General features: G+C 43.7%; 15 protein-coding genes and 1 pseudogene. 10 read left to right on the top strand and 6 right to left on the bottom strand.

The window, feature by feature from the left end; genetic code table 11:
- Positions 1-299: 299 nt before the first annotated feature.
- Positions 300-566 (top strand): annotated as a pseudogene (locus ABJL82_RS07245) (type I restriction endonuclease subunit R); the annotation flags it as partial.
- 65 nt (positions 567-631) lie between these two features.
- On the opposite strand, the gene argC reads toward ABJL82_RS07245, so the two are convergent.
- The 4 genes from argC to groL all read right to left on the bottom strand — a co-directional run bounded on the left by argC (position 632) and on the right by groL (position 6,604).
- The gene (gene argC, locus ABJL82_RS07240; RefSeq protein ID WP_347274066.1) at positions 632-1,663 is read right to left on the bottom strand and encodes an N-acetyl-gamma-glutamyl-phosphate reductase; all 1,032 of its coding nucleotides are present in this window, start codon (positions 1,661-1,663) and stop codon (positions 632-634) included.
- 175 nt (positions 1,664-1,838) lie between these two features.
- Positions 1,839-4,280: an endopeptidase La gene (lon, locus tag ABJL82_RS07235; protein WP_347274065.1), complete on the bottom strand. Its 2,442-nt coding sequence runs from the start codon at positions 4,278-4,280 to the stop codon at positions 1,839-1,841.
- Between the two features lie 38 nt (positions 4,281-4,318).
- Positions 4,319-4,771, bottom strand: coding sequence for an Hsp20/alpha crystallin family protein (locus ABJL82_RS07230; protein WP_347274064.1), 453 nt, complete (start codon positions 4,769-4,771; stop codon positions 4,319-4,321).
- Between the two features lie 195 nt (positions 4,772-4,966).
- Positions 4,967-6,604 (bottom strand): chaperonin GroEL, encoded by a 1,638-nt coding sequence (gene groL / locus ABJL82_RS07225; protein WP_347274063.1) that lies wholly within the window; start codon positions 6,602-6,604, stop codon positions 4,967-4,969.
- Positions 6,605-6,873: 269 nt separating this feature from the next.
- On the opposite strand from groL, the gene ABJL82_RS07220 reads away from it, so the two are divergent.
- On the top strand, positions 6,874-7,032 hold the full coding sequence (locus ABJL82_RS07220; RefSeq protein ID WP_347274062.1) for a hypothetical protein: 159 nt from the start codon (positions 6,874-6,876) through the stop codon (positions 7,030-7,032).
- Positions 7,033-7,171: 139 nt separating this feature from the next.
- On the opposite strand, the gene ABJL82_RS07215 is transcribed toward ABJL82_RS07220, so the two are convergent.
- Together ABJL82_RS07215 and ABJL82_RS07210 are read right to left on the bottom strand one after the other, a co-directional pair.
- Complete coding sequence (locus tag ABJL82_RS07215; protein WP_347274061.1) at positions 7,172-8,227, bottom strand: ABC transporter ATP-binding protein; 1,056 nt, start codon at positions 8,225-8,227, stop codon at positions 7,172-7,174.
- The gene (locus tag ABJL82_RS07210; protein ID WP_347274060.1) at positions 8,224-9,039 is read right to left on the bottom strand and encodes a carbohydrate ABC transporter permease; all 816 of its coding nucleotides are present in this window, start codon (positions 9,037-9,039) and stop codon (positions 8,224-8,226) included. The genes ABJL82_RS07215 and ABJL82_RS07210 overlap by 4 nt, the downstream gene beginning before the upstream one ends.
- Before the next feature lie 430 nt (positions 9,040-9,469).
- Here ABJL82_RS07210 and ABJL82_RS07205 point away from each other — a divergent pair, with 430 nt between their 5' ends.
- The 8 genes from ABJL82_RS07205 to ABJL82_RS07170 all read left to right on the top strand — a co-directional run bounded on the left by ABJL82_RS07205 (position 9,470) and on the right by ABJL82_RS07170 (position 23,848).
- The gene (locus ABJL82_RS07205; protein WP_347274059.1) at positions 9,470-10,234 is read left to right on the top strand and encodes a hypothetical protein; all 765 of its coding nucleotides are present in this window, start codon (positions 9,470-9,472) and stop codon (positions 10,232-10,234) included.
- A gap of 27 nt (positions 10,235-10,261) precedes the next feature.
- Positions 10,262-13,960 (top strand): mechanosensitive ion channel domain-containing protein, encoded by a 3,699-nt coding sequence (locus ABJL82_RS07200; protein ID WP_347274058.1) that lies wholly within the window; start codon positions 10,262-10,264, stop codon positions 13,958-13,960.
- Positions 13,961-14,265: 305 nt separating this feature from the next.
- Complete coding sequence (locus ABJL82_RS07195) at positions 14,266-16,482, top strand: TonB-dependent receptor (protein WP_347274057.1); 2,217 nt, start codon at positions 14,266-14,268, stop codon at positions 16,480-16,482.
- Positions 16,483-16,496: 14 nt separating this feature from the next.
- Complete coding sequence (locus ABJL82_RS07190) at positions 16,497-17,522, top strand: ABC transporter substrate binding protein (protein WP_347274056.1); 1,026 nt, start codon at positions 16,497-16,499, stop codon at positions 17,520-17,522.
- A gap of 7 nt (positions 17,523-17,529) precedes the next feature.
- Positions 17,530-20,013 (top strand): EAL domain-containing protein, encoded by a 2,484-nt coding sequence (locus ABJL82_RS07185; RefSeq protein ID WP_347274055.1) that lies wholly within the window; start codon positions 17,530-17,532, stop codon positions 20,011-20,013.
- Between the two features lie 214 nt (positions 20,014-20,227).
- The gene (locus ABJL82_RS07180) at positions 20,228-20,632 is read left to right on the top strand and encodes a helix-hairpin-helix domain-containing protein (RefSeq protein WP_347274054.1); all 405 of its coding nucleotides are present in this window, start codon (positions 20,228-20,230) and stop codon (positions 20,630-20,632) included.
- A 77-nt stretch (positions 20,633-20,709) separates the two neighbouring features.
- A complete protein-coding gene (uvrB, locus tag ABJL82_RS07175) occupies positions 20,710-22,680 on the top strand; it encodes an excinuclease ABC subunit UvrB (RefSeq protein ID WP_347274053.1) in 1,971 nt (656 codons plus the stop codon).
- Between the two features lie 292 nt (positions 22,681-22,972).
- Complete coding sequence (locus tag ABJL82_RS07170) at positions 22,973-23,848, top strand: helix-hairpin-helix domain-containing protein (RefSeq protein ID WP_347274052.1); 876 nt, start codon at positions 22,973-22,975, stop codon at positions 23,846-23,848.
- Positions 23,849-23,909: the final 61 nt, after the last annotated feature.

The raw sequence follows: 23,909 nt of genomic DNA, 5'->3' as shown, positions 1-23,909 counted from the left end.
CTTGCGGCCACGATCCGCAACTCATAGAACAGGATATTTTCAAATTCATCCTGCCGCTTACCGGGAAAGCAACCCCCAAGCTGCCGGGGCAATCGAACGGACAAAAAAATAGTGGATTACTGTCTCACCCCAAGGACAAGAGGGGAAATTCAGGAGTTTACCGGTTACAAAGACAGAAAACATTTTTGTTTAGAAATCTTACAGTCGCTTCTTGAGCAGGGTTTGCTGTATCCGACTATACCCGATAAACTGACAAGCCCGAAACAGAAGTATTACTCTGTAAAGAAACGAGAGAAACCATGAACGAAGCGGAAACCAGAGCGGAGCTGATTGACCCGAAACTCAAGGAAAGCGGCTGGGGTGTGGTGGACGGGTCAAAAATATTGCGGGAATACAATATCACTGCCGGTAAAATCCAGACGGGCGGCGGGCGCGCCAAGCCGCTGATTGCCGATTATGTGCTGATGTATCAGGGCCGCAAACTGTCTGTGATCGAGGCCAAGAGCGATGGGCTTGAAGTGGGCGAAGGTGCGGCGCAGGCCAAGAAATACGCTGAAAAGCTGAAACTGGACACCAACGGTAGAGAAATTTATCAAATCTGCATGAAACCCGGGTATTACGTATCTTTTATCTATTTCAATCCCGCTTCTTCTTTAAATCCGCACATCACATTCATATTTTGTACTGCCTGGCCTGCGGCGCCCTTGATTAAATTATCGATGGCAGAAAGAAGCACTATCCTTTTTTCTGTTACCTTTACCGCAATATCGCAGAAGTTTGTGTGGCTTACGTCCTTTGTTTTCGGCAGGGCGTTGTTTTCTCTTAAACGGATAAAAGGTTCTTTTTGATAAAATTCCCTATAGATATTCAATGCTGCCTCATCGTTCAGGGCTGAAGCGCCTGTCCTGATTTTGGGGTTGCAGTAAATAGTGCATAATATGCCTCTGTTCATGGGAATGAGGTGGGGAACAAACTGAATGGATACGGGTTGGCTGGTTTTGGTGGAGAGTATATGTTCTATTTCAGGACTGTGGCGATGGCCGCCCACAGCGTACGCCTCGGTATTTTCGTTGCATTCGCAGTAGTGTGTGTCTTCCCGCGCTTCTCGTCCTTTCCCGGAAACGCCCGACTTTGCATCCACAATGATATCATCGGGTTCTATAAGGCCTTTCGCAAGCAATGGCGCTAACGCCAGTATGGTTGCGGTAGTGTAGCATCCAGGATTTGCCGTTAATTGAGTATTTTTAATTTTATCGCGAAAAAGCTCCGGCAGACCGTAAACGGCTTTTGTTATGCCGGCGCTATCGGTATGCCTGGCCTTATACCATTTTTCGTATAATGCGCTATCCTGAAACCGGTAATCAGCACTGAAGTCTATTACCTTTATTCCTTTCTGAATAAAATGCGGCACGTATTTCATTGAAACCGTGGGCGGCAGGGTAATAAAGGCAACATCCAGGTTATCAGGAACTTCTTTTTCCTGAATACTATCGCAAGTCAATTCGATTTGGCCCTGCAATGAAGGAAATATATCGGAAATCTTAGGGTGGTCTGTTCTCCTCACGCCGAGAAAGGAAATTTTCACTTCCGGATGGCGAAGAAGGATTTTGATGAGTTCAAGGCTGGTGTAAGCAGTAGCGCCAATAATTCCAATGTTTAACATAGCTGTATCTCCCTGCAAGAACAAAAACAGTCATTGGCATTGGTCAACCGCCAACTGCCGACTGTGGATTGTGGACTGTAGACTGTAGACTGTAGATTGTAGATTGTAGATTGTAGATTGTAGATTGCCGACGCCTTTTTTTTAATATTATTCGCTCCATAAAGAATAGACTTCCTCAAATCCTGCTAATAAACTTTATCCTTTTCTTTTTTGGCTCTTCTGCGCCAAAAACAATTGGCAGCATTTCATCTACCCTTTCTACAAATGCGAAATTCAATCCTTTTTTTGCATTTTCCGGAACTTCGGTTAAATCTTTCTCATTTCTCTTCGGTAAGACAACCGTTGTAATCCCTGCCCTCCTGGCGGCCAGTACCTTTTCTTTTATGCCTCCAACGGGTAGAACCCTTCCGCGCAGCGTGATTTCTCCCGTCATTGCTACATTAGAGAGGATTGGCGTCCCTTTCAAAAGTGAGATAAGCGCCATAGCCATTGTTACTCCGGCAGAAGGCCCGTCTTTTGGAATAGCTCCCGCAGGAACATGAATGTGAAAGTCGTATTTATCAAAATCCTTAAATGAAATCTTCAGGTTTTCGAGTTTTGACCTGATATAGCTCATTGCTGCCCGGGCAGATTCTTTCATAATATCCCCTAAACATCCGGTCAGGGTGAGTTTACCTGTGCCAGGCATAAAAGTAGCCTCAATAAAAAGTATGTCTCCGCCGGCCTGCGTCCACGCAAGGCCGGTGGCAACTCCGGCGTCAGTGGTTCGTTCAGCCGCCTCAGAGAAAAACTTGATTGACCCTAGAAGCGTATTTAATTGTTCCGCATTGATGGTTACCGACGTCTCTTCTCCGGAAGCGATTTTCTTCGCCGTTTTCCTGCAAAGGTGCGCGATTTCACGCTCCAGGTTTCTCAGTCCTGCCTCCCGCGTGTAATCACTGATTACCGCCTGTATTGCATCGTCGGTAATCGTTAGCTGTTCATCCTTGAGACCGTGGGCTTTTAGCTGCTTGGGAAGGATGAATTTTTTCACGATGGATACTTTTTCTTCAGCAGTATATCCTGGAAGTTCCAGCACCTCCATACGATCTTTCAGCGCAGGCGGTACCGTATCTAATATGTTTGCGGTGGTGATAAACATTACATTTGAAAGGTCAAACGCTACGTCGAGATAATGGTCGGAAAAGGCATGGTTTTGTTCGGGGTCAAGCACTTCCAGCAAGGCGGCTGAAGGGTCTCCGCGGAAATCAGCGCCAAGTTTGTCAATTTCATCCAGCATGAATACCGGATTGTTTGATTCCGCCTTTTTCAGTCCCTGTATGATCCTGCCTGGCAACGCACCAATATATGTACGCCTGTGGCCCCTTATCTCCGCCTCGTCTCTTACTCCTCCCAGGGACATACGGACAAATTTCCTTCCCATCGAACGTGCAATTGACATCCCAACGGAAGTTTTCCCTGTGCCGGGCGGTCCGACAAAGCACAAGATCGGCCCCTTCATATCATCCTTAAGTTTCCTCACCGCAAGATATTCCAATATCCTTTCCTTTAATTTTTCTAAATCGTAGTGATCTTCATCCAATATTGTGCTTGCCGCTTTAATATCCAACTGGTCTTTCGTAGAAACCGACCATGGAAGGGCAATCAGCAGATCCAGGTATGTCCTTGAAACCGTATATTCCGCCGAAGCGGAATGCATTTTTGCAAGCCGTTCAAGCTCTCTTTCGGCCTCTTTTTTTGCTTCGGCAGGCATTTTGGCATTTTCGATTTTTTCCTTTAATTCTTTCATCTCCATTGAACGTTCGTCGCCTTCGCCCAGTTCATCCTGAATCGCCTTTAGCTGCTGTCTCAGATAATATTCCTTTTGTCCCTTTTCCATTTCATTCCTTACCTGAGACTGGATTTTTGTAGCCATTTCCAGGACTTCCAATTCGCTGGCAATCAGCGTGGTAACTTTTTGCAAACGCAATTTTACGTTTGCCATTTCCAGCACCTTCTGTTTTTCCACCACGCTAACATTTAAATGCGAAGTAATAAGATCCGCTAAACGGCTGGGATTTTCAATATTAACGACAGCTATCTTCAATTCTTCGGGCAGGGATGGCGTCATGGAAATCATGCGCGCAAATTGGTCCGCCGCATTTCTTGCCAGCGCCTCTGTCTCTCTATCGTCTTCAATGATATCTTCGATAGCGCTGACTTTTGCTTTAAAATAAGGATCGGATTGAACGTATTCCCCGATTTTAACCCTGCGAAGTCCCTGGACAAGCATTTTTGCAGAATTATCGGGCATGCGCAGCATTTGAAGAACCACAGCCGCCGTGGCGCTCTCATAGAGATCGGATTGTTTTAGCACTTTAATATCTTTATCTTTCTGCGCGGTCAGGGTCAGGAAACGGTTCCCGGCCAAAACATCGTTCAAGAGTTTAAGATCCCTCTCGGTATAAACGCTTAACGCTGCGACCATTCCCGGGAAGACAACGGTGTCTTTCACTGGAAGCACTGGGGTTTCATGGGGTATTTTTATTCGTTCTATTTTGTCCTGTACTTCTTCTTCAACCGTAAGTACAGGCTGCTCCTGGTCTTCGCCACTGTTATTATTTTCACTATTTGTCATGTTGTGTACTGTTTCCTCTCCGGCAATACAGGGAATGGTTAAAGGTTAATTTTTATGGCAAATGCTTCCGGCTCTTTTTGTTGAATTTTTGGCAGGATTATTTGTAAAAAACCTTCCTTGTATGAGGCTTTTATATTATTTGTATCAACTGGTTTGGGCATATAAAATGCTCTTTCAAAATATCCATACCTGATTTCCACCTGATAAAAACATATCTTTTCGTGAGGTGAGTCGTCAGTTCTATGACCAGTTATCGTAAGGGTGTCTTTTGAAAAAGAAACCTGCACATTGTGCGGTTTCGTGCCAGGAATGGCCATTTTTACAATAATGTCTTCAGGTGTTTCGTAAATATCTGCCTGGGGTTTCCAGGGAGACATTGAATCGAAAGAATATTCTTTCCCGGTAAAAGAAAAAAATTCGCTTAAGATTTGTTCTATCTTATTTCGTTTTGCATCGGCTTTGTAATAAGTGTCGTTATCATTTGAAATCATTTTAGAATGAAACCTCCAGGTCAAAAGGAAAACGATGTCAATATAACAATTTTCATTTTCAAGTACAAGAGGATTTGCAGCATAAGCATCTGCAAAGAGATAATGATAAAACTGGCATTAGCGCCAAATTCTGTCGAAATAAAAAACCCCGCAAATGCGGGGTTTTTTGTGATGTCGGTAAAAAAGTAAAAAAAATTAATACATATCTCCATAACCACCATAGCCGCCGCCCGGAGGCATTGGAGGGGTCTTCTTTTTCTCCGGTATCTTGCCTATTATGGCGTCTGTTGTAAGCAGCAAAGTGGAAACGCTCGCTGCATTTTGCAGTGCGGTTCTCACCACTTTTGTCGGATCAATGATGCCTTCGCTCACCATATCGCAATACCGGTTTGCCCCCGCATCATAGCCTTCGTTTCCTTTCGCATTTTCAACATTCTGCACGACAATTGCAGCGCTAACCCCTGCATTCGCTGCGATTTGTCTCAATGGCGCCCTTAAAGCCCTCTGAAGGATATCAACGCCTATTTTTTCATCGCCTGCAAGGGTAAGATCATTCAGGGGAGAAATAGACCTGAGAAGCGATACGCCTCCGCCGGGAAGGATGCCTTCTTCAACAGCGGCCCGTGTCGCATGGAGCGCGTCTTCAACACGCGCCTTCTTTTCCTTCATTTCACTTTCCGTTGCCGCGCCTACATTGATCATTACCACACCGCCAGCCATCTTGGCAAGCCTCTCCTGAAGTTTTTCCCTGTCGTAATCAGATGTGGTAGTCGAGATTTCCCTTTTTATCTGTTCAATACGATCCTTGATTTTTCTGCTTTCTCCTGCGCCCTCGATGATGATGGTGTTTTCCTTGTCGATTTCTACCTTCTTTGCGCGGCCAAGGTCGCTTAATTCTAACGTTTCAAGGTTAATGCCCAAATCTTCAAAAACTGCCTGGCCACCGGTAAGGACAGCGATATCTTCCAGCATCGCCTTACGTTTATCGCCAAAACCAGGCGCCTTAACTGCGGCGCATTTCAGCGACCCACGGAGCTTGTTCACAACAAGCAAGGTTAAGGCTTCGCCTTCTATCTCTTCGGCAATAATCAAAAGAGGTTTGCCCGTTTGAGAAATTTTCTCCAATATCGGCACCAGCATCTTGGCGGTGGTTATCTTTTTCTCATGAATAAGCAGATAAGGGTCTTCCAGAACACATTGCATCGTGTTAGGATTCGTGACGAAATAAGGAGAGAGATATCCTTTGTCAAACTGCAATCCTTCAATCCACTTCGCCTCAGTTTGCAAACTTTTGCCTTCCTCTACCGTAATCACGCCGTCTTTGCCGACCTTATCCATGGCGTCAGCGATAATCTTGCCGATTTCAGCATCGTAATTGGAGGCTACCGTGGCAATCTGCTCAACTTCTTTTCTTCCCTTTACCGGAATACTCATCTGCCGCAGCTTATCCACTACACACTGAACGGCCTTGTCTATGCCGCGCTTCAACGCCATTGCGTTGGCTCCCGCAGTAACATTCTTAAGCCCTTCTACAAATATTGCCTCTGCAAGCACCGTAGCAGTGGTCGTTCCGTCACCGGCAACATCGCTCGTTTTTGCGGAAACGGACTTAACCATTTGCGCACCGATGTTTTGCATGTGATCGGGCAAGTCTATTTCTTTCGCAACAGTTACCCCGTCCTTCGTGATAGTTGGCGAACCAAAACTTTTTTGAATAATAACATTACGTCCCCTCGGCCCCAACGTTACCTTTACCGCATCTGCTAATTGTTTTACGCCAATCTTGATTGCCTCCAGCGCGTCGTGATCATAAATAATTTTTTTTGCCGACATAACAAAGTTTCCTCCAAATTATGTATTGCTGACTTTAATAAATCTTTTAACGGCTGATTTAACGGAGCAAACAGTATGCCGAACAATGCCTGCCGCCCATCGGGCGACTTCTTTTTCCTCCGCAAATTAACTTATTTAATCACAATAGGATATAAGAAAAGTTTTTTTGCACAAAAAAACCTCTAAGGATTACATAAACTAAGGTATGCCATTGTGACAGTGCTTTGCCTAAAACCGCCCTTTTAGATGTGTCAATATGACAGGATTACATGGTAGGCGAATGGTATTCGGCGGATGGGCAGGCTTTGCATGAATTCCACCGGCAAAAACAATCGGCAGTCGGCAATCCACAGTCTACAATTTGCCGATTGCCGACTGTAAGTATTTTCCATTTTAATGACGGACGAATGACGATGGACGACGGATGATGGACGAACATCGTCCATCGTCATTCACCGGGAAGTGTCCCTCTATTACCGTTACATTTACATTGGGATTTTGTATTTTTGAATTTGTTTCGTATTTCGTATTTCGTACTTCGAATTTCGTATTTTTTATCTCATTACCTTACTCATCGATTCTCATCCCTGTTGATTGGTCGAACCAATGAACCGCATCCGGGGAAAATGCCAGGCCAACAAGGTCCCCAACCGAGACCGTTGATTCGGTATTTTTTACTGACCAAAGTATATCCGGGGAAATTCTTACATGGCATACTGATTCATGCCCAAGGTATTCAATATGTTCCACAATGCTTTTAATGGCGTTTTTAAAATCTGGCGAAACGCATTGCAATTTTTCAGGACGTATCCCCAGAATAACCCGCGGCGTATTTGCCTGGGGAACTGGGGATTCAAGGATTGTTTCCCCTAAGGTAAAAGAACTTGCCGTGATTAGCCGCACCTCTGCAAAATTCATGGCCGGAGCGCCAACAAACCCCGCGATGAAGGTGTTTTGGGGCGTATTGTATATTTCATAAGGAGTCCCTATCTGTTGCAGGCGCCCCTTATCCATAACAGCAATCCTGTCTCCCAGTGTGAGCGCCTCGGTTTGATCGTGGGTAACATAGACGGTGGTAACATTCCGTTGTTTCTGAAGTTTTTTTAATTCACCCCGCGCTGAAATTCTGAGGCGTGCGTCAAGGTTGCTCAAAGGTTCGTCCATTAAAAATACCTGCGGATTTCTCACGAGCGCCCTTGCCAGTGCAACCCGCTGTTTTTCGCCGCCGGAAAGTTCTTTTGGATACTTTTGCAATAAGTTGTTTATTCCCAGCATCCTGGCGGTATTTTCCACATTTTCCTTTATATCCTTTGCCTTTCGTATCCTGAGGGGGAATGCAATATTGTCAAATATTTTCATATGCGGATATAATGCATAGTTCTGAAACACCAGGGCAATATCCCTTTTGCCGGGAGGCACGGCATTTATAATGTCATCATTAAAATAAATATCTCCCGAAGTGGGTGTCTCCAGCCCCGCGATCATATTTAACGTTGTGGTCTTTCCGCTCCCGCTCGAACCGAGTACTACAAGGAATTCACCGTCTTGTATCTCCATGTTCAAGCAATTCACCGCAGCGGTGTGTTTGTAATATTTTGTAATATTTCTTAATTGAATTCTCATTCTTTCACCGCTCCCGAAATAATGCCCTGTACGATATACCTTTGAAAGACAAGTAAAAAAATAAGGAGCGGAACGGTAACAATCACTGAAGCTGCGGCAATATCCCCCCACGGGACCTCATATGTGCCCTGGAACAGGGCAATGCCTACAGAAGCGAGCCTGGATGATTCGTCAAGGGTAAAAGTAAGGGCAAACAGAAACTCATTCCAGCAAAAAATAAAGATGAGAATCGCTGTAGAAATCAGCCCCGGCAATGCAATTGGCGCAATAACGTACCGAAGCGACTGAAAATGGGTGCAGCCGTCAATGAGGGAGGCGTTATCCATTTCGATGGGTATTTTATCAATATATTTTATCATAAGAAATAGCGCCAATGGAAAGTTGTGGGCGCTGTAGGCGCAAATAAGCGAAACGGGTAAATTTATCCACCCCAGGGTGTAAAAAAGTTTATACAGGGCGGCAACAAGACAGATAGACGGAAGGGTAAACAAAACAACAATCATAAGCAATATCGCCGTTTTCCCTCTAAACGAAAAACGCGAAACACTGTAGGCGGCGAGCAATGCGCATGGTATGGCTACGCATACGGTAGAAAGCGAGACCATGAAACTATTGAACAAATAATACGGGAAATGGCTTTTAAAGAGGACGTTTTTGTAAGAGTCAAGGACATACGTTTCAGGGAAAATGGGAGGCAATTGCATAATCTCTGAAGGGGGTTTGAAGGAGGTTAATACAATCCATGCAAACGGGCCTATGCTCCAACAGACCGCCATGAGGGTAAACAGAAAAAAAAGGCACCTTTTTTTCATTTTATAAATGATGTTATCCGCCTTGCCTACACATAAGAAAGTAGGGGCGAAGCACTTGCCGTAAATTGTCATAAATGTGCTCATGCCCAAACGGGCAAATGCTTCGTCCCTACTTTGCGATTATTGGAAATTTTCAAAAACTAAAACGTTACCCATGAAAATAAAGATACGTAATCGGGTTTTTTTTTGGCCTTAATCGCGACCGTTATAAGACTCAAGTAAGGTAAAATTATATACAATACGCATATTTATGAGAAGAAAAAAAGACGGCATTTGAACAGCGTAAAGGGTGTCTGGCAGATACTTTCTATTGAAAAGCCCTAGTATGTACTTTATAATCGATTCATTAATATTTGCAACAGTTTTCCGATAACCAAAAATGGAAACATGTTGTAATCATTAAAAATCGCATATCTTTGATAAGAAACAGGTGCTCAGGTTGCAAGGAATTAATAACAAGTACATAATACTTAATTTAGCAATAAAAGATTTGGGGTTAAGCGCTTTCATAAACTTCATCGGTATTAATCTGCGTTTTTTTACGGAAAACACCCTAAACGCATTGGTCTTTTTTAATATTATCCAGGCAGATAATCCTGCAAACAGGTATGATATTCATACCCCAAGCCCCCCTGATATGACGGGAGATGCAGCAACCATAATTACCCTTACTATCGCGTACCTTTTTTTCGCGTCCCATAACGTAAGAAATGCGCTCAACGTCACAGTCAACAATAATGATAATATGGATACCCAATATATTAAAGCGGTCAAACATTTAGAAGCGTGTTACCGGTGGGTAAAAAACTTTTTTTTGGTAACCGTGGCGGGTTTTGGGTTATATTTTTTTTCGAAATATGTATTGTCAACGGGAATCGATGTGGTCTTTGTTGAAGGCAATGCTATTTCAAATATTTTAGGCATCGTAAGCAGTCTTATCCAAATCTGTTCCCCCTTTATCTTTGTTTATGCATATTGTAAATATGTATTCGCAAATACGACTATCGCCCTGTTGCTCTATACTTTTTTCTTTATAAGGAATCTTTTTGCGACGGGTTTACTGGGATTTGTTACTTATTATGATCTGCATGTAGTTGCCTCATTTTTAGATTGGCTGACGATTCTTATACTATTATATTCCATAGGCTGCATAATGCTGCATCATTGCGCCTCTAAATTGTTTCATAAAGTTTAACTTAATCCTAAAGAGGTATTTTTTCAGTTGAAAATCTTAAAAAAGTACACCATTAAAGTTGTTGTATGCATGGCAATGTGTTTACTGTGGACTTCCCTGTATATACATGCACAGGACCAAACCGTTGCCGTTGAGAAAAAAGCAGATGAGGTGAAACGGACGGGACAGCGTGTGGCAGTAAAAAACGAAGATCTCGAAAAGGCGAAAAACAGACTTGAAGAAATAAAGGTCAGTGCAGAAAAGACTATTGCTGAAAATGAAGCGGCCATTTTGAAATTGCAAAGCGATCGGGAATCAACGTCTTCCTATCTCGAAAAATTACTGGAAGAAAAAAATACCTATGCGGCAGAAGAACCGCATGTGAAATATTTGGAATTGTTCGACAAAGAGATCGGCATCCTAAAAGAAAAGATTGACGCGGGCAATGAGCAATTAGAAGAGTGCGAGGATCTCATCGCAGCACTTCAGCATCAGGTAAGGGCATATGCAAATTACGTTTCGTTATTATCCTTGGCGTTAAAGTTAAATGAAACAATTGCAGCAACTCCTGCCGATCAGGCGGCGCTTGTCAGACAGGAAGCTGATATAGCAAAGGGATATATCAAAGCGGCACAGGCAAGCATGAAAGAAAAAGAATCATTAATTGCCATTGCTGCCAAAGAATTGGAGGATTACAGGCTTAAAGCACCCGTTATCAGGCAAGAGCTTGTTAAGCTTCTGGAATCATTGAAGGCGGATATTGCCGGCAGTGCATTGGAAAGTATGGCGCAGGAAAAGATAAACAATGTTTTGTTCTGGCAAAAGGAGGTAAGCAACCGGTGGATCTCAATATTTAAAAAAAGGCTGGCGATAGCAAAAATTCAATATGATGAAACAATTCAGGCGCTAAAGTCTGCGGAATTCAACGCGGAGTTATTGGCAGAAAAAGCCGGCCTTTTGGAGGAAAAGCAGAAAACAGAAGAATTGAAAAGGAAACAGGAGGAGCTGGCGTACGCAAAAAAGGTTGAAGAGGTGACAAAAAAGGCTGCGGAGGCCACCCGGGCAGAGGCGGAAAGAACCATACAGGAGGCCGCTAAAAAAGGCGAAGAAATTGTTCAAGAGCAAAAAATCACCACCTCCCCGGAAAAGAAGAGGGTGCTGGAGTTAGAGGCGGAAGTCCATAAACAGAACGGTTTGCTGGCAAAGAAGAAAGACGAGCTTATTACGGAAGGCGCACAGCGATATAAAGGTCGTACCGAACTTAAGAGATTACAGGCAGACATTGGTATTTTTCTGAGCAAAGGCAGCACGGCAAAAGATATTGAGGAAATGGAGAAGAAAGTCGCTGCTGAGGAAAAGCGCTATTCAGAGGCAATCAATTCGATAAAAAGCCTTATTGTTTCCCTGGATCAGGAGAAGAAACTCCTTTCTGACAAACTTGCCCTTTCCAGCGAGGATATGTCAAATATAAAAAAGGAGGTTTCCTCTTTTGCCGATAAGGAATTGGCGCAGCAGGCAATCAATCATGTGGAACAAAGAATCAAGGCGCAGGAAGAACAGCTTTCTCTTGTTCTGGAAAGAGTAAATATTTTACATGAACGGCTGGAAATAAGGGAATATGGCATATCAGCGCTTTCAAATATCAAAGAAAAAATACAACACATGAAAGCAGCAAACGTTTGGAAAAGAGACGAGGTGCAGATAACCACCCAAACCTTTGAAGCAATTTACCTTGATGTTAAAAATCTTCCTTCCTGCATTTATTCTCTCTTTGAAACAGCAAAGAGCCATCTGAAAAACGCAGAGGCATATATTGTTCTTGAGAAAAATACGGTTCTTTTCTGGTTAAGATGCCTTGGATTGGCGTCACTCCTTGCATTATTTTATTTTTCCCACCGGTATATACACCGATGGAGCACAGACGCCCTGCAACTTTTGCACGAATCGATAACCTTTACCTATTTTAAATCGCGGCTGCTCCCCAGCCTGCTGGTAATACTGGATAAGAGCATTACTGTGCTATGGATAGCAGTCCTTTGCATATTGATACGCGCACTATTCCCAGTCAAAATACCGTCAACAACCTCAGCGATGTATATACTATTATATATTTCGCTCTATACGGCGCTGAAGGGTCTCCTTGTTGAGTCTTTCGGCCCGGAAAAGGGACACAAGAAACTCGTTGTTTCACTCGCCTACATATCGCCAAAGCATATTTACAAGTCATTAAACACTATTTTGATCTTTTCCCTCATTTCTTTGTCTTTTATTACGGTACTTACCGTATTTCAATATAAAAGAGACGCTATTGACCTGCTCTGGTTCATCTATCGAATGGGAATGTTGCTCCTGCTTTTGTGGCTTGCAACCCAAAAATCCCTGTTTTTCAAATTGTTGCCTGGCAAGAACAGTCAGTTGGGAAGGCTCATCCAGCGTATTATCGGCATTATTTATCCGGTGTTTGTGGTGTTTGTCGTCTCTCTTTTTGCGATACGCAGTCTTGGATATCCAATATTGACGTATGTACTGCTGAAAACCTGTATAAAAAGTATAGTTGCCGCAATTATCGCTTTATGGATAACGAAATTCCTGCTTTACCGGATAAGCAGATTGAGAGAAAGGCTTTATGAGGTAAGAAAAATAGAAAAGAGCACCCCCGAAGAAAAGAAATTTAATGCGGCGACTGCGGTTTACAGTGTATCAGTAAACTACGCCGCATCCATTATATGTGCGATAGTTATTGTGCGGATATGGATGGCCACCTTCCGGGATGCGGTGGATTCTCCAGCCGCTCCCTATCTTATTCAGAAGATTTTTGCACAGGTGGGCATGATTTTCAGGAGCATTGGCAATGGCCTGGTGCACCGTTTCGTCCTGCAGGAGGGAAGGCACACAACGCCGCTGAAAATTATCTTTGCAATGCTCGTATTGGTTGCGTTTTTCTTCCTTGCGCGTTATATAAAAAAATTGCTGGAAGAAAGGGTGTTTTCCCGGCTGGGAATGGAACGAGGGCTGAAGCATTCGTTTTCTAACCTTATCCGGTATTTTATCGTTGGCATTGCCGTGCTTATCGGGTTCAACCTGGCGGGAATACCTTTGCGCAGCCTTGCCTTCTTTGCCGGCGCATTTGGCATCGGGATCGGATTCGGCATGCAAAATATCATAAGTAATTTTGTCAGCGGTATCATACTTTTATTTGAACGGCCAATGCGCGTGGGCGATGTGATAACCCTTGACGACGGGACACTAGGCACTATTGAAAAAATCAGCACCCGAAGCACCACAATGACCACGCCGGACAATATTGTTTTAACCATACCCAACTCAAAGTTCGTTGAAGGCAGGGTGACAAATTGGTCTTTGCCTGATTCCGTGATGCGGGGCAATGTTCAGGTGGGGGTTGCTTATGGGTCTGATGTCGCCCTTGTAAAAAAATGCCTCCTGGAAATTGCTGCACAAAATCAGAATGTAAGGCAATTCCCTGAACCTTTTATACGGTTTGATGATTTCGGCGATAGCTCGCTTGTCTTTAAATTATTCTATTGGGCGGATGATCCGGGGAAACGATGGTTTGCCATGAGCGAAATGCGTTTTGCCATAGATGAGGTATTTCGAAAAAACAAAATAGAAATTGCTTTCCCCCAAAGGGATATTCATATTCGCTCCTATGTGCCATTCCCCGGCAGCAACACGGTGCATGAAAACAACAAATGGGAAGAAACACAGGAAAAGCCGCAGAATACCTGACGGAATGCTAAGGAATTTCAATGCGTAGGGGCGAAGCATCTGTTATAAATTAGCATATATGCGTTAATAACCTAAGTTGGCATAGCCAGAAACAAATAAGCACGAAATAAAAAATACGAAATACGAAACAAATTCGAATAACAAAGCATAAAATTCAAAACAAATCCAAAACATACAACAATATGAAGCTCAAAATGCGAGATACAAAAGATGCAGTTGTTTATAATTTAAATCATTTTGTCATTAGAATTTGCTTCGGATTTCGTATTTCCCCACAACACATTATTCGTAAGCAGGCGGAGAATTTGAAAGAATCAAATATGAATAGTACTTTTGAAAAAAACAAAAGAGGAAACATTATCGCGGCGCTGCCGTTTTTGTTGCTCATCTTTCTTCTTGCAGGCATTTCAGGGGTACTATTTGCTGCCGGTACGGAAACAGCACACCAGGGGGAAACGCCTCAGGATTCGGTTTCTCAGGCATCCGGCGGTACTGATACTACAGTATTAGATATGCACTCATCGGAAGTTCTCTGGCTTGAAAGCGAAGGGGTAGCCATTGCCACGAGACATGAAACGCCCGTGAGCAAGGCGCCGGGTATTGTCACCGTAATAACGGCTGAAGAAATCAAACACCTGGGCTACCGCACCTTTGCGGAAATTTTAAGGACAGTGCCTGGGTTTGAAATCCTCAAGCTGCCTGATTTTGGCGACGTGGTGCCGGCTGTGCGTGGCCTTGAAGCCGCAAACAAGGTACGGCTGATGCTTGATGGGCACTTTGTAAACAGTCCCTTGAAGGGGAGCTCCTTTAACGCTTTTGATGACTTTCCGGTGCAAAATATAAAGAAGATAGAAATTATCCGCGGGCCTGGGTCCGCAATGTACGGAGAAAATGCATTCCTGGCCGTCATCAATATCATCACCAAGGACGCTGGCGATATAGACGGCGTTAGAATAAGCAGCGGATACGGGAGTTTTAACACCTACGAGGAGAATGTAATATTCGGCAAGAAATACGGGAAGGTTGATATCTCCGGCATGCTTCATTACCGGTCAACGGATGGTTTTAGCGGTACGTTAGAGAGAGACGTACAGACAACGCTCGATGAGGTTTTTGGCACTTTGGCGTCAAATGCGCCGGGAAGTATGCATGATAAGCGGCAGGAGTTTGCAATGAATCTCAAGGTTGAGTACGACAACCTGTGGTTTCATGGATGGTATAACAATAAAAACAGGGATACATTTGTAGGCCCCCAATACGTGTTGAGCGATGATTCCGATATAGAAAACAATTATGTTTTCGGCGAAATAGGATACAAAAAGGTTTTTGACGGGGGACTTACCATAAAGCCAAGAATTTATTATGACCAATTCGATATCAGGCCTGAAATTGAAGCATACCCGGAAGGCTCGGTACTCGCCTTTGACGCAAACAAGGACGGCGTCTACGACACCACGGTATCATTTCCTGATGGTTTTATCGGCATCGGCAGTGAGATTGAGAGGATAGCAGGGGCGGAAATACCGTTTGATTATGAGTTATTTGATAAAAATATCCTCACCGTTGGACTGGAATACCGTTGGGTGAACCAGGGAAACGTCCGCTATCAAAGCAACTTTAATCCTGCAACCTATGAAGTCTTTGACTCTGTACAAAATCTTTCAGATACCTACCCGTATCTGAAAGAGGCGACCCGCCGGATATTGTCCGTATATTTGCAGGATACCTGGGACGTGACAGATACCCTGAACTTAACGCTGGGGGTGCGCCATGACCAGTACAGCGATTTTGGAGGAGAAACCAGTCCGCGCGCCGGCCTGACCTGGGCGTTTATGAAAAACGCCACGCTGAAGCTCCTGTACGGAGAGGCATTCCGCGCCCCGGATTTTATTGAAATGTACATCCAAAACAATCCGGCGCTTCAGGGAAACGAAGACCTTGATCCTGAAATTATCAAGACCTATGAAGCAGGATTGAGTTATAGATTTAACAAATACGTTACGAGCGGTTTAAATTATTTTTATAATGATATACAGGACTTTATCGTCAAGCGGCCGTTGCCCGGCAGCACCACCTTGCGTTACGAAAATTATGGAGATGGACGCGTGCATGGAGTTGAAATGGAAACGAAGGTGGATATTGGCGGAGGCAACTACCTGTTTATGAATTATTCGTTTCAGGATCCTAAAGATGACAACGGCAACGATTTGCCATACGTCGCCCGGCACAAGGGCAACTTTGGGGTAAACGTGCATTACTGGAAATACATAAACACCAACCTGAATACATTCATCAGTGGAAGGCGGTCGAGGGAGGCTGATGACGCGAGGGATGACATGCCTTCATATGCACTGCTGAATCTTTCCGTAATTGGCAAGGAATTTTTCAGGACGATGGAAATACAGGGCACGGTGTTTAACCTGCTCGACAAGGATTACAACGACCCGGGGACTGCATCCATGTCCAGCGACCTTCCCCGTCCCGGGAGGTCGTTTTTTATTGGATTAAGTTATCAATTTTAGCTCCAGGGAAACTGATGGATAAGCATACACAGGCACAGGAATTGGTTCGCGCCACACCGTGCTTTTCAATCGCCTTTATAGGCAACATTTCAAAGCAGATAGCACCCGTTTTCGTTTTTCTCCTGGCATTGTTCGCTGCCGTAATGTTATGGGCTATTCCAAATGCAACTGGGAGCGGATACAGCGCCGTTATCGTAAAAAGCCTGGATATTACGGCATATAATGACGTTGCAGAAGGGTTTAAAAAGCAGTGCCGTCATTACGGTATCTCTCTTAGGGCAACGTACGATTTAAAAGGTGACATTGAAGAAGGAAAACGGGACATTCAAATTATACAGGAACTCAAACCTGAGCCGGATATTATCATCACCATAGGAGTCCTTGCAACAACGCTCGCAAGAAAACACATAAGCAATATACCCCTGCTGTTTTGCGCCGTTATTAATCATGAACTGCTGGATTTGCGCGGTGAAAATATCTACGGCATCTCTTCCAATGTCCCTTTCGATGAACAATTTGCTGTAGTGAATAAGATGTTTCAGGCGCAAAAAAAGATCGGGATAATATATGACCCGGCAAAAACCGAAAGGATTGTGTCAGAACTAACGTCTTTAGGAAGCAGGCACGGCTACAAGTTTATTACCAGAAAGGTTACTGCCAGAAATGCCATCAAACCCGCGCTTGACGATATCAGTAAGAAGATTGACGTTTTGTGGGTGGTGCCGGACGATACCGTGATTTCAAAGGAGTCAATCGGCATATTTCAAGATGCGGTAACGAAAAAAAGCCTGCCTATATTTTGTACTTCGAGCGCGCTTGTCAGGACCGGCGCGCTGGTCTCTATCTCCCCGGATTATTACTCAATGGGTGAACAGGCGGCAAAAATGGCGCAGGAGTTATTGAACGGCCCGCTGCAAAACCCGCCACGCTGTGTGAAACCGGAAAAATTGACAATCACGCTCAATGCCAGGACAGCGGAAATGCTGAAAGTAGATATATCTCAGTTTCTTTCATTACCTGACGTGGTGATATACAAGTAATTTAAAAATGAGCATTCGGATAAAACTCATCTTATTTATAAGCGGAATCATCATTATCATTGACGCCCTCAGTTGCATGTCGTTCTTTTTTTACTCAAAAAAGAGATACAGCGTGGAATTGAGGTATTTTGGCGAGACACTGGTTAATTTATTTAACAGGGATAATGAAATACGATATGCCCTGGAATATGAACAGCCATTGCTCATTGCGTCGCCGGTAAGAAGGATAAAGGAATTTGACAGGGAAAACGTCGTGGGCTACATCAGCATTTCAAATGACAGGGAAACGCTCTTTGAAGACAAAGCGACGTGGCTGGATATTGAAACAAACGAAATCCCCGCAAGGAACCATCAGGACGATACCTCTGATACAGGCTACAGGGTAATCACCGTATCCGGGAAAAGATTCTATGAATATTTTACCCCTATCCACGAAAGGCAAATATTTTCAGGTGAGGGCCTTGCGGAGCAGATACTAAGTGAAGAATCGGTCAACAGGAAAAATATGCCGAAAGGATTCGTGCAGGTGCTGTTATCCACCCACAAGTTAGATGAAAAAATACACAGCGTCATCATATACAGCATTATGCCGGTAGGTATCGGCATTGTTTTTGGCGGTCTCGGCATTATGCTGCTTTTGACAAAATATATCGTGTCACCTTTGCAGCATTTGACGAATGTTACCATGGATATAGCCAGAGGAAATCTTGACCATAAGGTACATGCTTCACATAATGATGAAATAGGGCAATTGTGCGATAATTTTAACCAGATGACGGGTGCGCTGAGAAACTCACACAACCATCTAACCGCCGAAATCGCCGATCATAAACGGGCAAAGGAACAGCTCCTGAAATTGTCCCAGGCCGTGGAACAGAGTCCCACGGCAATTGTCATTACCGATGTTGCCTGCGCTATAGAGCATGTTAATCCCAAGTTCACGGAGGTCACAGGCTATGCATGGGAAGAAGCCCTGAGAAAGAAATTATTTGACCTGCTCTTATTCAATATGTCCGCTGAAAGATACAAAACTATTATTACAATGGTGCTTTCCGGTGAAATATGGCGAAGGGAATTGGTTAATAGCAGAAAAGATGGTGAACAGTTTTTTTCGCAGGTAACTATTTCTGCAGTGCGGGGAGATGACGGAAACATTATAAACTTTATCGGAATTATAGAGGATATTACCGAAAGAAAGAAGTTTGAGGAGATGTTGGTCGTCATGGCGGAACACGACCCCCTTACCAACCTCTTTAATCGCCGCCGGTTTCATCGGGAACTGGAATATTGGCTTGGATACAGCAAACGATACAACACGAATGGGGCGTTGTTGTTTCTTGATATTGACAATTTTAAATATATTAATGATACGCTTGGCCATAAGGTAGGCGATGAAATACTGGTCGAGTTTGCAATACTCTTAAAAGAACGTGTACGCCCGAACGACATAGTTGCCAGGCTTGGCGGCGATGAATTTGCCGTCATTTTGCCCAATACAAACGCTGACCACGCCCGGTCTTTTGCAGAACAAATAACACAATCAGCGCAGAAACATTTCCGGATGCTGAAAGACCGCGGACATAATATTACAACAAGCCTGGGTATAGCGCTTTTCCCCGATCACAGCCTTGAAGCTGACGCGCTACTTGCCTGCGCGGATATGGCCATGTATGGCGCAAAAGAGGCGGGCAAGAACCAGTGCTGCATATTTTCCCTGGAACAGAAACACAATATCGAATCCAGGTTTTTGTGGGACAAGCGAATTCGTAGTGCTTTGGGAAAAGATGATTTTGAGATATACTTACAACCTATAGTAGATTTGCGGAACAACGCGATATTCGGCTACGAAGCGCTGTTGCGTATGGTCGGAGAGAATGGAGAATTGATACTACCCGCAGAATTTCTCCCCTATGCCGAGAGACACGGCACTATTCTCGATATTGATCGCTGGGTAGTGCGCAATGCCTTCAGGCTTTTTGTCAAATATAATATGCAGGGGAGAAAAACAGTGCTCGAAATCAATCTTTCCGGTAAGGCAATTACCGATGCGGGAATGCTTTCTTTTATTAAAGAGGAATTGTCAGCATCACAGGCAGATGCGAGATACATAACATTTGAAGTCACGGAAAGCGCCATCGTGGAAAATATAGAGTATGCCAGGCACTTTATGAATGACCTTTGCAACCAGGGCTTCCGGTTTGCGCTTGATGATTTTGGAATCGGATTTTGCTCGTTTGCTTACCTCAAGCATCTTCCAGTGGATTTTCTGAAGATTGACGGGGGTTTTATTCGCAACCTGCCTGACAATCCGACTGACCAATGTTTTGTAAAGGCAATTGCAGATATCGGAAACGGACTCGAGAAAAAAATCATAGCTGAGTTTGTAGAAAACAAACAGACCATTTCCTTGCTTCAGGAGCTTGGAGTTGCCTACGGGCAGGGACACTATTTCAGCAAGGCGGTTTCCGTCTCTGAAATATTCAACCCGTAGAGACATGGCATGCCATGTCTCTACGGGCCGCAACCAAATACGAAATACGAAATACGAAACAAATTCAAATGACAAAAAACCCAATGCTCCAAACTTCCGGAGTTGTTTCATTGGGATTTTGTATTTTGGAATTTGTTTCGTATTTCGTATTTCGTATTTCGTGCTGTATGCTTTGTGCTTCGTATTTTTTATCCAAAATCATGGTATTGTTATTATGGAAGATGCGAAAAAACAGCCAAATAAATCTTCACCTGCAAAAAAACAACTTATTATTATCTTTTTTCTTACAACGGTTTTATTTGCCGGAATTGCAATAAAGGCGGGAAGAGATTACCATTGGTGGTTGCCGGAAACGGAAATAGTAAGCGTTCTTACCCCCGAAGACCTGAAAACAAAAATCGATATTAATGAGTCCCCGTGGTATGAATTGTTATTATTGCCAAAAGTAGGAGAGACAAAGGCAAAAGCAATTGTTGCCTATCGCGAAAAATATGGCAGATTTGAAAGTTTGGATGAATTGCGCCGCATCGATGGCATAGGAAAGAAGATAATAGCGTTATTAAAAGATTGCGCGATAGCAGGCACCGGCAGCGCGCATGTATCAGACAATCATGAATGAAATACCAACTAACGAAGACGGTTGTAAAGGAACAGGAAAATTAATTTCCGGGCTAAACGGCAGGAAAGTCTGTGTTTATGTACGATTTTGAATTAATCTCCCCCTTCGAACCCAAAGGCGACCAGCCGGAGGCAATCCGCAAACTGGTGGAAAATTACAGGAAAAACGCCACATTTCAAACATTGCTTGGCGTTACAGGATCGGGCAAGACATTTACTATGGCAAATGTCATTGCTGCATTAGGAAAACCGACACTGGTTATGACCCACAATAAAACCCTTGCAGCACAGCTTTACAGCGAATTTAAGGATTTTTTCACTAAAAATGCGGTGGGGTACTTCGTGAGTTATTACGATTATTATCAACCCGAGGCATATATTCCGCAGCGTGATATTTATATTGAAAAAGAGGCAACGATTAACCAGGAAATTGACCGCTTACGATTGGCGGCGACCAGTGTCCTTATGTCGCGCAAAGACGTAATTATTGTCGCAAGCGTTTCCTGTATATATGGTCTTGGATCCCCGGAAGAATATCGTGAAATGTATCTGCATCTCAGCAAGGGTGATGAAGTAGAGCGGGACACTGTTTTGAAAAAACTTATCAGTATTCAATACGAACGGAATGACAGCCACTTTAGCCGCGGAACATTCCGGGTGCGGGGAGATGTTATCGAAGTGTTTCCCGCCTACGAAGAGTTTGCGTACCGGGTGGAGTTGTTCGGGGATGAGGTGGATAAGATTTCCATGATAGACCCTTTAACAGGCAATACATTGCAAAAAATAAAAGAGGTTTCTGTTTATCCTGCAAAGCATTTTGTCATGCCGGAAGAGAAAATAGAACGTGTTGTCCAATCAATTACCGCTGAATTAAATGGCCGCCTTAAGGACCTTCGTTCCCGTGATAAATTGTTGGAGGCGCAGCGCCTGGAAGCGCGGACGCGGTATGATATTGAAATGCTTCTGGAAATAGGGTATTGCCATGGAATTGAAAATTATTCAAGGCACATAAGCGGACGAGCGCCGGGAGAGCCGCCTTATACGCTATTTGATTATTTTCCGAAAGATTTTTTCCTCATCGTTGACGAGTCCCATGTTTCAACGCCTCAAATTGCCGGCATGTATCATGGGGACAGGGCGCGTAAAGAAACGCTGGTTGAATATGGCTTCCGGCTGCCATCCGCCCTTGATAACCGGCCGCTGAGGTTTGACGAGTGGGAATCAAGGATTCAGCAGATACTTTTTGTTTCAGCAACCCCCGGCCCTTACGAACTGAAAAAATCTCAAAACAATATCGTGGAACAGATTATTCGCCCTACCGGCCTTGTGGATCCGATAATTTACGTAAAACCCGCAAAAACACAAGTCAATGATTTGATAACGGAAATTAAAAAAAGAACTTTGAGAAAAGAACGGACGCTTGTCACCACATTGACAAAGCGGCTGGCGGAGGACTTAAGCGGGTATTTAAAGGAAGAGGGGATTAAGTGTATGTATCTGCATTCCGAGATTAATGCCATAGAAAGAGTCACTATTCTCAGGGAGTTGAGAATGGGGACGTTTGATGTATTGATTGGCGTCAATTTGTTACGGGAAGGATTAGACTTACCCGAGGTTTCTTTGGTGGCTATTCTTGATGCGGACAAGGAAGGTTTTCTCCGTTCTGAAACCTCCCTTATACAAACCATCGGCAGGACAGCCCGGAATGTCAACGCTGAGGTGATATTGTATGGGGATGAAATAACAAAATCCATGCGGCGGGCAATTGACGAAACCAACCGTCGTCGGGCAATTCAAAGCGCATATAATAAGGAACATAACATTACTCCCGCTACGATACAAAAGGAAATCAAAAAGGGGATAGAGTCTGATATTTCTTCGCACAAGATAGTCTATGAAGCCGTTGCGGAAAGCGAAGAAGAATACATTACCCAGGAGTACATTAACGAATTGGAAGCCGAAATGCTGAAAGCCGCCGAGAAATTGGCGTTTGAGAGGGCGGCGGAATTAAGAGACAAGATACAACAGCTTAAAAAAAGTGTGTCGTAAAGAGCAAACGGCATTTTATCGTAATTTGATAAAGTGTTACCAATATTCTATTTTACAGAAAGAAGGATATGAGGGGTATTCCTGACAAAGTAATTGAATGGGATGGTTTTACTGTAAAAATCAAATACAATCAGATACATTTAATTGACATTTTCAATTCCTGGAAAGTTCTTGAAAATCTACTAAAAAATATTGGATTGGAAAAACCACATACCAATGCAATCCAGCCGACCACAAAAAGCGTGGCGGCTTATTTATTCGTTATGCAAAACCTTTTTAATGTCGAGTCAATATGAACGGATTGATTAAATTACTCATCAAATCCCTATCCCTTGCAGTAGTATTGTTGTTTATAGGAATTTCCCTATCACATGCTGCTGAGTTGCAGAAGATCACTAATGCCAAATTGATAAATAACCCGGCAAATGATGGAGATAGCTTCTTTGTGGAAGGTGATGGAAAACCTCTCCATATCAGGCTTTATTTTGTTGACTGTCCTGAAACTTCTGTCGGCTCTAAAAGCGATGCGCAGCGAGTAAGGGAACAAATGCGCTATTTCGGATTGCCTGGCGTAGAACGCACTATTCATTTTGGCAATGAAGCAAAAACTTTTGCTGCAAGTATCCTTGCGAAACCTTTTACTATTCATACAGCCTTTGCAAGTGCCTTGGGAAGGTCAGCCAAAGGCCGCATATATGGATTCATCACTACATCCGATGGAGATGATTTTGCGAGCCTACTCGTTAAAAATGGTTTTGCCCGTACTTATGGTATAGGCAGAGAAACACCCGATGGAGTATCACGTGCTGAAATGATTGAAAGACTTCGGGATATTGAGATTTCGGCCATTTTGAAACGTGTTGGTATTTGGTCGGAGTGTGAACCTGATCAGATTGCCGAACTTCGTTCAAAGCAACGTAGTGAAGATCAGGAATTAAAAGAATTACAAGGCCAGGTTAAAAAAGCGCTCTCCCCCAAAAACTTGCTTGACCTAAACACTGCCAGTAAAGAAGAGCTTCAATCTATCAAAGGAATCGGTCCGGTTCTTGCTGAAAGAATTATAGCCAGTCGCCCCTATAGAGTCGTAGATGATTTGCTCAAAGTAAAAGGAATTAGCGCTAAAACACTTGAAAAGATTCGCCCTTATGTTGCGGCAGGTAAAGAGTAGAGGAAAAACAGTCCTCAGTCCTCAGTCCTCAATCCTCAATCTGCAATCTGCCGACTGTATT

Origin of the sequence: Candidatus Kuenenia sp. (genome assembly GCF_039794105.1) — a bacterium.
In the GTDB taxonomy this organism is placed as follows: Bacteria; Planctomycetota; Brocadiia; order Brocadiales; family Brocadiaceae; genus Kuenenia.
Note: the sequence above shows the minus strand (reverse complement) of the source record. Positions and strands in the feature narration are given on the sequence as shown.

Excerpts from the sequence above, each read along its gene's own strand:
- argC (WP_347274066.1), bottom strand. The coding sequence starts at position 1,663 with ATGTTAAACATTGGAATTATTGGCGCTACTGCTTACACCAGCCTTGAA.
- lon (WP_347274065.1), bottom strand. The coding sequence starts at position 4,280 with ATGACAAATAGTGAAAATAATAACAGTGGCGAAGACCAGGAGCAGCCT.
- ABJL82_RS07230 (WP_347274064.1), bottom strand. The coding sequence starts at position 4,771 with ATGATTTCAAATGATAACGACACTTATTACAAAGCCGATGCAAAACGA.
- groL (WP_347274063.1), bottom strand. The coding sequence starts at position 6,604 with ATGTCGGCAAAAAAAATTATTTATGATCACGACGCGCTGGAGGCAATC.
- ABJL82_RS07220 (WP_347274062.1), top strand. The coding sequence starts at position 6,874 with ATGGTAGGCGAATGGTATTCGGCGGATGGGCAGGCTTTGCATGAATTC.
- ABJL82_RS07215 (WP_347274061.1), bottom strand. The coding sequence starts at position 8,227 with ATGAGAATTCAATTAAGAAATATTACAAAATATTACAAACACACCGCT.
- ABJL82_RS07210 (WP_347274060.1), bottom strand. The coding sequence starts at position 9,039 with ATGAAAAAAAGGTGCCTTTTTTTTCTGTTTACCCTCATGGCGGTCTGT.
- ABJL82_RS07190 (WP_347274056.1), top strand. The coding sequence starts at position 16,497 with ATGGATAAGCATACACAGGCACAGGAATTGGTTCGCGCCACACCGTGC.
- ABJL82_RS07185 (WP_347274055.1), top strand. The coding sequence starts at position 17,530 with ATGAGCATTCGGATAAAACTCATCTTATTTATAAGCGGAATCATCATT.
- ABJL82_RS07180 (WP_347274054.1), top strand. The coding sequence starts at position 20,228 with ATGGAAGATGCGAAAAAACAGCCAAATAAATCTTCACCTGCAAAAAAA.
- uvrB (WP_347274053.1), top strand. The coding sequence starts at position 20,710 with ATGTACGATTTTGAATTAATCTCCCCCTTCGAACCCAAAGGCGACCAG.
- ABJL82_RS07170 (WP_347274052.1), top strand. The coding sequence starts at position 22,973 with ATGAACGGATTGATTAAATTACTCATCAAATCCCTATCCCTTGCAGTA.